The sequence below is a fragment of the Hanstruepera neustonica genome, from assembly GCF_002895005.1.
Taxonomy (GTDB): domain Bacteria; phylum Bacteroidota; class Bacteroidia; order Flavobacteriales; family Flavobacteriaceae; genus Hanstruepera; species Hanstruepera neustonica.
Genome location: NZ_POWF01000002.1, coordinates 38189 through 52006, shown reverse-complemented (window position 1 = coordinate 52006; position 13818 = coordinate 38189). Strand labels below are relative to the sequence as shown.

At 33.9% G+C, this 13818-nt stretch carries 10 protein-coding genes; 3 read left to right on the top strand and 7 right to left on the bottom strand.

All coding sequences use genetic code 11. The features are described from left to right. Window positions 1–132 precede the first annotated feature (132 nt). Complete coding sequence (gene htpG / locus C1T31_RS04860; RefSeq protein ID WP_103051368.1) at window positions 133–2043, bottom strand: molecular chaperone HtpG; 1911 nt, start codon at window positions 2041–2043, stop codon at window positions 133–135. Between the two features lie 147 nt (window positions 2044–2190). Continuing rightward, a complete protein-coding gene (locus C1T31_RS04855) occupies window positions 2191–4632 on the bottom strand; it encodes an alpha/beta hydrolase family protein (protein WP_103051367.1) in 2442 nt (813 codons plus the stop codon). A gap of 166 nt (window positions 4633–4798) precedes the next feature. On the opposite strand from C1T31_RS04855, the gene C1T31_RS04850 reads away from it, so the two are divergent. Beyond that, window positions 4799–5809: a 3-oxoacyl-ACP synthase III family protein gene (locus tag C1T31_RS04850; RefSeq protein ID WP_103051366.1), complete on the top strand. Its 1011-nt coding sequence runs from the start codon at window positions 4799–4801 to the stop codon at window positions 5807–5809. 296 nt (window positions 5810–6105) lie between these two features. Here C1T31_RS04850 and C1T31_RS04845 read toward each other — a convergent pair whose 3' ends face one another. After that, a complete protein-coding gene (locus tag C1T31_RS04845; protein ID WP_103051365.1) occupies window positions 6106–8586 on the bottom strand; it encodes an outer membrane beta-barrel family protein in 2481 nt (826 codons plus the stop codon). A 108-nt stretch (window positions 8587–8694) separates the two neighbouring features. On the opposite strand from C1T31_RS04845, the gene C1T31_RS04840 reads away from it, so the two are divergent. Beyond that, complete coding sequence (locus tag C1T31_RS04840; protein ID WP_103051364.1) at window positions 8695–9057, top strand: CoA-binding protein; 363 nt, start codon at window positions 8695–8697, stop codon at window positions 9055–9057. On the opposite strand, the gene C1T31_RS04835 is transcribed toward C1T31_RS04840, so the two are convergent. After that, the gene (locus tag C1T31_RS04835; RefSeq protein ID WP_103051363.1) at window positions 9034–10476 is read right to left on the bottom strand and encodes a sodium:solute symporter; all 1443 of its coding nucleotides are present in this window, start codon (window positions 10474–10476) and stop codon (window positions 9034–9036) included. The two genes, C1T31_RS04840 and C1T31_RS04835, sit on opposite strands and share 24 nt — an antisense overlap. Before the next feature lie 78 nt (window positions 10477–10554). On the opposite strand from C1T31_RS04835, the gene recR reads away from it, so the two are divergent. After that, window positions 10555–11172: a recombination mediator RecR gene (gene recR / locus C1T31_RS04830; RefSeq protein WP_103051362.1), complete on the top strand. Its 618-nt coding sequence runs from the start codon at window positions 10555–10557 to the stop codon at window positions 11170–11172. Here recR and C1T31_RS04825 read toward each other — a convergent pair. The 3 genes from C1T31_RS04825 to C1T31_RS04815 are packed head-to-tail and all read right to left on the bottom strand — an operon-like array spanning window position 11167 to window position 13814. Next, the gene (locus C1T31_RS04825) at window positions 11167–11949 is read right to left on the bottom strand and encodes a glycosyltransferase family 2 protein (protein ID WP_103051361.1); all 783 of its coding nucleotides are present in this window, start codon (window positions 11947–11949) and stop codon (window positions 11167–11169) included. The genes recR and C1T31_RS04825 overlap by 6 nt on opposite strands. Before the next feature lie 2 nt (window positions 11950–11951). After that, window positions 11952–12914 carry a hypothetical protein gene (locus tag C1T31_RS04820; protein ID WP_103051360.1) on the bottom strand — a complete coding sequence of 321 codons (963 nt, stop codon included), beginning with the start codon at window positions 12912–12914 and terminating at the stop codon, window positions 11952–11954. A 6-nt stretch (window positions 12915–12920) separates the two neighbouring features. Further along, window positions 12921–13814 carry a glycosyltransferase gene (locus C1T31_RS04815; protein ID WP_103051359.1) on the bottom strand — a complete coding sequence of 298 codons (894 nt, stop codon included), beginning with the start codon at window positions 13812–13814 and terminating at the stop codon, window positions 12921–12923. Between the last annotated feature and the right edge of the window lie 4 nt (window positions 13815–13818).

Genomic DNA, 13818 nt, shown 5'->3' with positions numbered 1-13818 from the left:
AAAGATACTAATAATGTGAGTTTCATAGTTCACTAAACTATTTGAAATATTAATAGCACAATTGAAAATCTGAATACAAAAAAACCACTTCAATTTTGAAGTGGTTTTTTTGTTAAGAGTATAATGAAATAGTTACTTTATCATATCATAACTTCGCTTAATGAAGTTTGTCAACTCTTCACCTTTCAAAAGCCCTTGACTTAATCGTGCCAAGTCCAAACTCTGATTAATTAAACGCTCTTGTTTTTTCTTAGTTTTGGTATTTAAAATTTCACCTACCAATTCAGAATTGGTGTTAACAACCAAGTTGTACATTTCTGGCATATTACCCATACCAAACATGCCACCACCACCGGTTTGCTGCATTTCTTTCATACGACGCATAAACTCTGGTTGCGTAATCATAAACGGAGCCGCATCACTATCCATAGTTTCTAGTTGAACCATGAATTTTTCAGAAGGAATGACTTCTTTCAATAATTCATCCAACTGTTTCTTTTCGTCTTCTGAAAGTTTTGAAATTTTGGTATCATCTTTTTTGATGAGGTTGTCAATATGATCGGCATCCACACGTGCAAAAGAAATATTTTCTTTACTACCTTCTAATTTCTGCATCAAATGCGAAACAATAGGTGAATCTAATAACAGCACTTCATAACCTTTGGCTTTAGCAGTTTCAATATAACTGTGTTGTGCGTCAGTATCAGAAGCATAAAGAATCACTAACTTATCGTCTTTATCTGTTTGCTTGGCCTTAATAGCATTGTACAATTCATCATAGGTGTAATACTTACCATCAACTGTTGGGTACAATGCAAAAGCATCGGCTTTTTCAAAGAATTTTTCTTCTGAAAGCATACCGTATTCAATCACAATCTTAATGTCATCCCATTTCTTCTCAAAATCTTCACGATTATTATTGAATAATGATTTTAACTTATCAGCTACCTTACGTGTGATGTAAGATGAGATTTTCTTTACCGCACCATCGGCTTGTAAATAACTTCGCGATACATTTAATGGAATGTCTGGTGAATCGATTACACCGCGTAACATGGTTAAAAACTCTGGAACGATACCTTCAACATTATCAGTTACAAAAACTTGGTTTTGGTATAACTGAATTTTATCACGTTGAATATTTAAATCATTCGTCATTTTTGGGAAATATAGAATTCCCGTTAGATTAAACGGATAGTCTACATTTAAATGAATGTGAAATAAAGGCTCCTCGAACTGCATCGGGTAGAGCTCACGGTAGAAATTATTATAATCTTCATCTTTTAAATCAGTTGGCTGCTTGGTCCAAGCTGGATTTGGATTATTGATAATATTATCAACCGTGATTTTTTTATGAGGCTCTGTGGTTTCTTTACCGTCCTTATCTGTTGTAGTTTTTGGCGTGAAATCTGGATCGTTTATTTCTTTGGTACCAAACTTGATTGGAACTGGCATAAACTTATTGTATTTCACCAATAACTCACGGATACGTGACTCTTCTAAAAACTCTTTGTCGTCTTCCGTAATATGAAGAATAATTTCAGTACCACGCTCTGTTTTTTCAGCTGGTTCTAAAGTGAATTCTGGAGATCCATCGCACGTCCAATGTGCAGCAGGTTCATCTTTATATGATTTCGTAATAATTTCAACTTTATTCGCAACCATGAATGCCGAATAGAAACCCAAACCAAAATGACCGATGATACCAGAATCTTTGGCAGCATCTTTATATTTGTCCAAGAATTCTTCAGCGCCAGAAAAAGCAACTTGGTTAATGTATTTCTCAACTTCTTCAGCAGTCATACCAATACCTTGGTCAATGATGTGAAGTTTTTTGCCTTTTTTGTCAATTTTAACCTCTATTTGTGGATTGCCATATTCTACTTTGGCCTCACCAATACTGGTTAAGTGTTTTAGTTTTAGAGTTGCATCTGTCGCATTACTAATTAACTCACGTAAAAAGATTTCGTGGTCACTGTATAAGAATTTTTTAATGAGTGGGAATATGTTTTCAACCGAAACATTAATATTTCCTTTTGTCATGATATGTCTATTTTAATTGTGTTTATTACTTATGACAACGAATAGACAAAAAAAGTACCAAGACAAAAAAGGTGACAAAGTGACATTTTGAGCAAAAAAAAAGCACTATTCGGTTTAATAGTGCTTTCAAAAAATAAAATTCAAAACTTAATTCTTTATAGTTGCTTCAGGCGTATTAACTTCTGCTTTATTTTTCACATGTTCTTCTAACCACTGGTCTTGTTCCCAAAGCATGTGCATAATGGATTCCTTGGCTGCATAACCATGACTTTCTCTTGGCAGCATAACCAAGCGTACTGGAGCACCTAATCCTTTTAACGCATTAAAGTAACGTTCACTTTGAAGAGGATAGGTTCCCGAATTATTATCAGCTTCACCATGAATTAACAGCAAAGGTGTTTTCATCGTGTCTGCATGCATAAATGGCGACATGTTGTAATAAATCTCTGGTGCTTCCCAATAGTTGCGTTCTTCGCTTTGAAAACCAAAAGGAGTCAAAGTTCTATTATAAGCCCCACTTCTGGCAATACCGGCAGCAAATAAGTTGGAATGTGATAGTAAATTGGCAGTCATAAACGCACCATAACTATGTCCACCAACAGCAACGCGATCTCGGTCTATATATCCCATGGCATCAACAGCGTCAATAGCAGCTTTACCATTGGCAACCAATTGTTTAATAAAACTGTCATTTGGTTCTTCGTCACCTTCACCTACTATCGGGAATGAGGCATCATCCAATACTACATAACCACGTGTTACCCAGTAAATAGGAGAACCGTAATAAGGATACGTAAATTCATTGGAGTTTGAGGTATTTTGACCTGCACTGTTCTTGTCTTTGTACTCACGCGGATAAGCCCACATAATCATTGGGTACTTTTTACCTGCTTCGTAATTGGTTGGCAAATACAGTGTGGCGCTTAAGTCTAAACCATCATCACGTTTGTAGTTTATTACTTGCTTTTCAACATCTTGAATGCTTTTAAACGGATTTTCAAATTGCGTTAAAGGGATTAATCCGATACGCTTTTTAATGTTTCTGATGTAATAGTTAGGATATTCATTTTTCGATTCTATACGAACAACGAATTCACCTTTTTTGGCATCTAAAGCGCTTGATATGTCTTCAACTTTGTCAGTAAGTTGCGATTGATATAAACGATTGGTTTTTTTGGTTTCTAAATCTAATTCATCTATAAATGGAAATTTACCTTCTTTGCTGTATCCATCACCAATTAAATAGGCCTTATTGCCATCAAGCTCCAAAACATATTCATTGAACGCATTTTTTGTTGTAACAAAGCTGCCAGGATCGCTATAACGGTCTTGATAGTTTCGGTCAAATAAAATGTTTACGTCACTCGGTTTGGAAGGGTTGAATACGTAAGTTCTTACATTTCTGGTGTTCCACCAATAATCATATGCAATTGCAGTATTATTGTCTCCCCAAATAATACCACTGAAACGGTCTTTTGTTTTTAGTATAGACCTAACAGGACCATTAAATGGCGCGTCTTGTTCAAATACTTCATCACGATATGGGACGTCATTTTCAGGGTCTCCTTCGTCTAAAACTTCTGCCCAAACCAACGTGGCAGGTCTGTCGTCACGCCATCTAAAATCACGTTTACCTTCACGTTCTGCCATAAATCCTTTAGGTAAATCTTCAATTAAAGGCACTTCGATTATGGTTTTAACAAAGTCCCCATTTTTATTGTACATGGTTGTTGCAAATGGGAATCTAGAATAGGGAACTAAATATGAAAAAGGTTTTTTAATAGTGGTTACCATAACATATTCACCGTTTGGGGAAAAAGATAAACCACGATACATATCGCTTGTCTTCCAAACCGATTTTGAACCATCTAAATTTACTTTGTAGATAACTGATTGTGCCAGTTGCTCAAAATTATGTTCGTCATTCTTATTTTTAAGTAAATCTTGATAGGTTCTATTTTGAGCTTTTACGCCAGCTTCACTAATCGAAATGGTTGGCCCTGTCGGAATGGCTTCTTTAGTGTTGATTAAAGGTTTTCTATTCTCAGGAAGCATTTTAATCAACATTGACTTACTGTCTTTAAACCAGGTTACAGGATTACCCATATTGGCATTTAAATTTGCATCGGTTATTTTCTTTACCGAAGCATTTAGGACATCCAATAACCAAAGCTCGGCACCATTAGATACCGTATTGGTGAATGTCATAAATTCTTGATCAGGCGACCATGAAAAATTAGCAAAACGCCCATTTTCAGGCATTCCTGAAATGTGTTTTGGATCACCATTTTTGCCATTCCTGACTTTTACATCGGTGTAATATGTTGTTCTACTACCAATATTTGTAACAGGATTTATCCGTAAACCACCTAAACGCAATTCGGTTTCAGAAAGTTCTTCAATAGTTTTATAGTTACTACGGTATAGAAACACAATGTTTTCACCTTTACTATCCATTCGAATACTTGGGGCAAGAGGCGCTTCGGCTAATTCTAAAATGTTTTGATGAGGTTTTTGATACGTCAGGTTTTCTTGCGAAAAACCAATGGAAAAACAAATAAATAAACAAAGAGTTAAAATACGCTTCATGACAATAGAATTTTAATTAGAGCCTTAAAGATACTTAAAAAGCTTACTATAAAAAGTTAAGAAAACTTAAATCTGATTTGTTATGCGTGCATAACGATTGCAATTAACATTTAAAATTATTTAGGTGCTAAATGGTTAAATTGCATGACTTATTTAAACTTAAAATATGTACAATTCAAAGATAATTGGGCTAGGATATTATGTTCCTGATAATGTGGTTACCAATGATGACTTATCTAAAATGATGGATACCAGCGACGAATGGATCCAAGAGCGTACGGGAATTCAAGAACGACGTTGGGTAAAACCAAACTCTGGTGAAACCACGGCTAGTATGGGTGTGGAAGCAGCCAAGGTTGCTATTGAACGCGCCGGAATAGATAAGGATGATATTGATTTTATAGTATTTGCCACCTTAAGTCCAGATATGTACTTTCCAGGACCTGGGGTACAGGTGCAACATGCTTTAGATATAAAAACTGTTGGTGCGCTTGATGTTAGAAACCAATGTTCTGGTTTCGTGTATGGGTTATCTGTAGCTGATAATTTTATTAAAACAGGTATGTATAAGAATGTTCTGGTAATTGGTAGTGAATTACATTCCCATGGTTTGGATAAAACAACCAGAGGACGCGGTGTATCCGTGATTTTTGGTGATGGAGCAGGAGCAGCCGTGTTAACGCGTGAAGAGGATACCACTAAAGGAATTTTATCAACTCATTTGCATTCACAAGGTGAGCATGCTGAAGAATTGGTTTTGATAGCACCTGGAATGGGCAAACGTTGGGTAAATGACATCATAGCTGACAATGATCCTAATGATGAAAGTTACTTTCCGTATATGAATGGACAATTTGTATTTAAAAATGCGGTGGTTCGGTTTAGTGAGGTGATTATGGAAGGGCTTATGAAAAATAAACTTCAGGTTGAAGATATTGATATGTTGATACCGCACCAAGCTAATTTGCGAATAGCCCAATTTATTCAGAAAAAATTTAAATTGAATGACGACCAAGTATTTAATAATATTCAGAAATACGGAAATACGACGGCGGCTTCCATTCCTATTGCGTTAACCGAAGCTTGGGAGCAAGGCAAGATTAATGAAGGCGATACGGTTGTTCTAGCAGCATTTGGTAGCGGATTTACTTGGGGGAGTGTGATTATTAGGTGGTAGTAAATTCTTAAGAAATAATAAATAAAAAACCCGAGACTTTTAGGCCTCGGGTTTTTCGCTATTAACCAATTTTAACTAACACTAACCGCGAGAAGTTCACAGTTATATTACTTAAAAACTTATCACTTATTTATATAGACGTGAAAAGCTGGATTTTATTTCAAACATTAACATTTTTAACGATCATTTAACATAATACAATCAAAAACCCAAGGCAGTGACACCTTGGGTTTTCTCATTTAATAGCCAAACAATAACACTAACCATCAACTATTATGAAGGCTACTAAATATATCTTACATAAAACCACCGCTACCTGAAGCTTCACGATCATCACGCTGTTTACGTTGTAATGCTCTGTATTTTCCGCCACCAAAACGGTATGATAGTGTAATATTCCATGTGTTACTTTCCCAGTTAAATTCTCCCTCACTTGGATAAGGGGTGTCACCTTCAAAAGCAAATCGCATGGTATTGAATATATCGTTATAATTGAACCCAAAAGTTGCTCGGTTATCTTCAAGGAAACTATATCGTAATCCTGTATTAACAAAATACATAGGCTCTCTTGTAAATTGGACACCTTTTTCTTTGCCTCTGTACATAGCAAAAAGAGATAGGTTTAATTTTTTAGTAACACTAAAATTATTGAACAGTCTAAAATTCCATACTAAATTCTCAACTTCGGTTTCTAATGAAACGATATCATTTTCGGTAGCGTTTTGTAAGTCGTCTGTATTTATAAATTCAGTTAAGCCTATTTGTGTTTGTGAATACAAATCGAAACTACCATTTAAATTCCACCATTTTGTAGGTCTGTAGTTACCAGATACTTCAACACCATAAGCAAATGTGTTATCAAAGTTACCGAAGGATAAAATTGAATTGGCATCCGAAATATTGGTACGGTCAATTCTAACAACTCTACTTATTTGGTCTTCAATTATTCTATAAAATACACCTGATGTTAAGCTACCTTTTCCTAAATTTCTAGTATAATTTAATTCAACAGAATTCGTGAATTGCGGTCTTAATTCTGGGTTTCCAAAGGAGGATACACGTGGCGTACTCCATTCTCTAATTGGGTTTACTTGCTGTAAACCAGGTCTATCAACGCGACGACTATAGCTTAACTGATATGAATTTTTTTCAGAAGCTGTATAGGTTAAAAATGCTGATGGATAGATTTGAAAATAATCATTTTCAAATGGTAATAATTCTGTTGTGCCATCATCGAAAATTCTCAATGGTTCAGCATCAACATTTACCTGTTCAAACCTAGCGCCAATTTGATAACTCCACTTCTCTAAAGTTTTTCCATAAGTAGCATAAAGTGAATAAATATTTCTAGTGTAATCAAAATACGTACTTGGGGTTGGAATTATAATCTCTTCATCATTAAAAGTTATACCTGTTGAATTATAATCTATTGCTGAATTAAATAATCGCACTTCACCTCCAAGCTCTAATTTAGTCTTTTCGTTTAACGGATTTACATAATCAATGTTAATAGTGGTTTGATCACGATTAGTATCTACAAAATCCATATAATCTTCAGGAAAACTGAAGTTTATAAAATCAAAGTCTGCTATTTGATCTTGGCTAAAATCATTGTAATCAATTTCAACATCAAGGGTTTCATTTTCTTTTTTGAAATTATGTTTATAAACCAAATTATATTGTCCTGAAGAGTTATCCGTATCGTCCCTAAAAACTTGTTCTCTTTTAACTAAACTATCGTCGGTTAGCAATGTATTACCAACACCATTGCCTTTAAATATATTTTGATTTGTGAAGATTGAAATCGTGTTTCTGTCATCGAGATAGTAGTCTAGTCCTACTTTAAACAAGTTTGATTTGTTATTGTTGAAGAATTTAAAATCCTGTCTAGAGTTATCGTCTAATCTATTTATCTCACCATAATTATCCCACTTTCCAACATTAGCACCATAACTACCATAAAAGTTGAATTTTCCATTTCGATAATTCATATCTATAGAGCTGTTAAATTTTGCATACACCTCCTTGGTTAAGCCTAAATTAATGTTTCCGTTAAATCCAAGTTTCGTGTTTTTATGTAAAATAATATTGATAATACCACTCATGCCTTCAGGGTTATACTTGGCTGAAGGATTGGTTATTAACTCAATGGTTTTAATTGAGGTAGAGGGGATTTGTTTTAGAAGTTGTGCAACAGGCACATTGCTTAATTTTCCATCGACCATCACACGAACGTTTTCATTCCCTCTTAAACTAATGTTTCCAGTTTGTTGGTCTACGTTTACGGATGGTAAATTGGTCATAATGTCTGATGCTGTAGCACCAGTTGTGGTTAGATCCTTTCCAACAGTTATGACCTTTCGGTCAACTTTTTGTTGAATGGTGGATACTTCAGCAACTACAGTTACCTCGTCCAGTCCCATGGCTTCTTCTTTAAGAAAAATATTACCTAAATCAACATCTTTGTTATTATTGTCTATGGTTATTGTTTGGCTAATGGTCTTATAACCCATAAATTGAACATTTACAGTATAAGTGCCAGCAGGAATTTTATCAACTAGAAACTTTCCGTCATTGTCTGTAATGGATCCGTTGATGGTTTCTTCTGCAGAATTTTTAACTACAATGGTTACATAAGGTAAGGGTTCATTTAAATTGGCGTCTATTACAGTACCCGTAATACTGCCATTTAAAAGTATAGCTACATTATTTGTAGATGTTTGAGCTTGCAGGATAATTGATAATAATAACAAGCATGTGGTTAGTAATTTTTTCATTGAGGTTGATTGTTTTTTGATTGATGTTACAATTTGTTATTATTATCATAGACGCTTACTTTTAGCAGCTGTTACTATTTTTAACATTACTTAACAACACTTTAACACATGGGAAAAAAAACATTGGTGCTAGGTGCATCATTAAAACCGAACCGATATTCATATTATGCCATTCAACGATTAGTGGCAAGCCATCATGAAGTAGTTGCTTTTGGCTTGAAATCTGGTCAGGTTTCTGGAGTGACTATTGATACCGAGTTACTTCAGTATGAAAATATTGATACTGTGACTTTATATCTAAATTCCATGAGACAACATGAGTACTATGATTATATTATCAGTTTGAATCCAAACAGGGTTATATTCAATCCAGGGACTGAAAATCCTGAATTTTATAAATTGTTGAAAGAAAATAATGTTGCTTTTGAAGAATCCTGTACTTTGGTGTTACTTTCTACGAATCAGTATTAGGCCCAGAAAAGTAAATAACCCATTTATGATTAATATTTCAAAACCAATTTGATAGCCACTTAATAAATCAACCGAGTATAAATTAAGGAAGTAAGACATTATTGGAGCTATAATAGCAATAAGCCAGACATACTTGTCTTTTATTTGAGCTTTCGTTAAGATGCCAAATGCAAACAATCCTAATAATGGACCGTAGGTGTAACCTGCCGCTTTAAATAATTCCCAAATAACCGATACATCTTTAAAGAGTGAATCAAATAGGATAATAACCAATATTAGGATAACGCTGAATAATACATGAACTTTTTTTCTGATACTTTTCTGTTGTTCAAGGGGCTTATTATCCAACTCCACAATATCAATACAAAATGAGGTAGTTAAAGAGGTCAATGCTGAATCGGCACTGGAATAAGCCGCCGCAATAAGCCCCAAGAGAAAGAAGGCTGAAGTTACCACACCAATTTCTGGAAGCATGGCAATGGTAGGAAATAAATCATCCTTTTTAGCAGTGATGCCGTTTTGTTGTGCATATTGTGTGAGCATCAACCCCAATACCAAAAAGAGTATGTTTACAAAAATCAACACTACACTGAACGAAATCATATTTTTTTGCGCTTCCTTAATATTTTTACAAGTCAGGTTTTTTTGCATCATATCTTGATCAAGACCAGTCATTGTAATGGTAATAAACATTCCTGCAAGAAAACTTTTGATGAAGTATTGGGCATCGTTTACATCTTCCAAAAAGAATACTTTACTTAATGCACTCTGTTTTACATTAGTATAAATCTCTGAAACACCTTGCAAATCCAGTGAGGAAGCCAAAAAAATGATGGTCACTACCACCGAAATCAACATAAACAATGTCTGTAAGGTATCTGTAAATATTATAGTCTTTATGCCTCCTTTAAATGTGTAAAGCCATATCAAGGCTATTGTAATGATAACCGTTACAAAAAATGGTACATCTAACTGATCAAAAACCAATAACTGCAATACTTTGGCAACAAGAAACAAACGAAAGGCTGCGCCAACCGTGCGAGATATTAAAAATGCTACTGACCCAGTTTTGTAACTGGTATTGCCAAATCGATCTCTTAAATAGGTATATATGGAAGTCAGGTTTAATTTATAATAAAGAGGTAGTAAAACATAGGCGATAATTAAGTATCCAAAAAAATATCCAAAAACAACTTGCAAATAGCCAAATTGTTTACTTTCAACCGCACCTGGAACCGATATAAAAGTTACACCAGATAGTGATGCTCCTATCATTCCAAAAGCAACCAGGTACCACGGAGCAGATTTGTTAGCCTTAAAAAAAGCGGCATTGGAATCTTCCTTACCAGTGAAATAGGATATTAAAATTAATAACCCAAAGTAGGCCGTAATGAGTAAAATAATTTGTGTTGGACTCATAAAAATCTAATGTTAAGCCAAAATACAAATTACGATTGTATATACAATTCTTAAATGTAAAATCGTAAATTCGCAGCAATGGAATTTTCATCAAAATTATTGGAACGAGCTGTGAATGAAATGTCACAATTACCTGGCATTGGTAAGCGCACAGCTTTACGTTTGGTATTGCATTTATTAGGTCAACCAGAAAGCCAATCATTGGAATTGGCAGACGCTTTAAAAACCTTGCGTTCTGAAATTAATTTCTGCAAAAAATGTCACAATATCAGTGACCATGCTATTTGTGAAATTTGTTCTAACCCTCATCGTACCGAAGAGATTATTTGTGTGGTTGAAGATATCCGTGATGTCATGGCTATTGAAAATACCAGTTCGTTTAGAGGGTTATATCATGTGTTGGGTGGTAAAATATCGCCTATGGATGGTATTGGACCCAATGATTTGAATATTGAATCATTGGTTGAAAAAGTAAAAGCAGGAAATGTTAAGGAGCTGATTTTCGCTTTGGGCTCTACTATGGAAGGGGACACAACCAACTTTTACATTTACAGACAAATCCAAGATTATGATGTTGTTACATCAACCATAGCCAGAGGTATTTCGGTTGGTAATGAACTGGAATATACCGATGAAATTACTTTGGGTAGGAGTATTATTAATCGTATTCCTTTTGTGGCGTCTTTAAAATCATAACTTTTTAATACCGTTTTTACAAACGGATATTTTCTTATCAATGGTCTCGGCCAGTATTCTATTGCCTTTATCGGTATCTCCTTTTTTTGCTTCTTTATGAAAAATATGATACTGTATTGCAGCATGTTTAATGCGTTTTGCTGCAAGACCGGAGTGTAATAACCGTTGGGCAAAATCAAAATCTTCATAACCCCAGCCAACATAATCCTCATTGTACCCATTTATATTAAGAGCGTCAGATGTCCAATAAGACATATTGCAACCTCGAAGTTTGCTTGAGTTTTTGTGCTTTGCTTTAATTGTCAAATTGTAAATTGGAAAATAGATAGCACGTGTTCTTCTTAACATACCACCATCAATCCATGAGAACGTAATCCGTTTTTCTTTAAGGATTTTTTGAGAATATTTTTTGGTTAAAGATGTACGCGAACCAAATAAATACATGCCTTTTTTCGCGAGCGTTAAGTGGTCCTTTATAAAGTAAGGGTGTAAAATAATATCACCATCAACTTGAATGATGTAATCTGATGTAATTGTTTTGAGAGCTTTGTTTAAAATGACTGTTTTGGTAAAACCATTATCTTCATGCCATATATGCCTTATATTTATTGGAAAATCTTTTTTAAACTTCTCAATAAGGTCTTTGGTGCTTTCTGTTGAGCCATCATCTGCTATCACAACTTCATTAGGTAGTAATTTTTGTTTTAAAACACTCATCAAAACAAGTTCAAGTGCTTCCGGCCAGTTATATGTTGATATTAACAGTGTTGAGGTCATATTCAAACATTTTCTAGATTAAACACCGTGTTAACCCAAGTTGAGATGTGATATTTCTTTACGATGTTTTCGTCGAGTTTTTTGTATGGCGAGGTAAAGAAATCATCTGGTATATAAATATCATTTGGATCAACAACAGCTATATTATTGTCATCATAAAAATCGTAGTTGACAATATCTTTGTTGGTTGTAATAATCTTCTTTTCTAAAGCAATTCCTTCAAAAATTCTGAATGAAAGCCCTTTTTGTTTGGGACGTTGCAAATCAAGTAAATATTTACTGTCTTTTACTAGTTCGAATACCATTTCTAAAGAGAAGGTTTCTTTAGTTTGTTCGATATTTAGGTTTTCCAATTCTTCGTAATATTTATCGGAAAAAGCAATGAGCTTATAATCAATTTGATGATCTCTAAAGTATCTTGCAAATTGAGGCATTGTTTTGGTTCGCTTATCTAGAGAACTAATATTGAAAACACCATATTTAGGTATAGATTTTTGGGTTTTTTGGTAGTCGAAATAAATATAATTAGTAATCAACTTGAAATGATGTTTTACGACATCATCTGGATCAAAGGAATAGATTTCATCAAAGTAAGGATATACCCGTTTCATTCTGGGATATCTAGCCATACTATCATTTAAAAAAGTAATTAATGTTTGTGTGTTTTTCTTGATAGATTTAATGGTTTTAACCGATAGGTTATCACCTTTTATTATCAAAATAGCATCTTGTCTTTCATCTTTTGATATGGCTTTTTCTAAAACTTTATTTAAGTGCTCTCGTTTTAGGTTATAGTTGAATAAATGTTTTATGAAAAAATTAATGGCTTTATGAAAAAACGTAGGATATGAATATTTTAATTTATAAAAATCGATATGCTTGACCTCTATGCCTCTTCTAGATAGCTCTTGTGCTATAAAATCATTATATCCCCATTTGTCAAGACTGATAATTGTAACTTTCATAGAACACTATTTAACTTTAAAAAACATGCTGAAGCAAAATATCATTTTTTTGAAGTAAGACTTTTTCAAAATTTTAAGTAGGGCATGACTGTTTAAGAGGAATACAGTCACACGTTTGATGTTGTTGACAAAAGAAAAGTTACTGTAAGAGTTGTCTATTTGTCTTAAAACTTTTTTAGCATAATGATTTTCAGGAATGGCTTCATGGAATTGATGTACTCGATGTTTTTTTTCTAAAAGCTTTGCTTCCTTATCAATATTTTTTTTGTCAGAAACAATGGTATTGTTGTCATGAAAACGATACTTCACCAGTATTTCGTCATGATAAGTGATACCATTATTGAGCGATGCCATAAATGTTAACCACCAATCATAAGGAATCAAATCAGGGAATGGAGTCGATTTATCAAATAATGATTTTTTTATTAAGCTTGCATGGCCAGAAACACAATTCTCTATAACAAAATTAAGGGGGTCATTAGAGCTAATTAAATTCTTAATTTTTGAGAAACTATTTCCTGAAGTTTCTAAATATTGGTTAGTAAATCCTGAATCACAATAAATAATATCGTGATCACCAATATTGTTTACTAATTTTTCAATTTTAGTCGGATCCCACCAATCGTCTTGATCACAGGTGGCTATGAGGCTACCTTTAGCTAAAGACATGCCACGTTCAAAATTTTTAATGTAACCTACATTTTTTTCATAATATTGTGTGGTTATGTTTTTGTATTCTTTAGCAAAAGTATTAACAATCTCCTTTGTGTTGTCGGTAGAGGCATCATCCACAACAATTATATCCAAGTTATTATAGGTCTGGTTTATCAAACTTTTTAATTGCGTTTCAATAAACTTTGAACCATTATAGGTACTTATAATTACAGAGACTAGTTCCATGTTA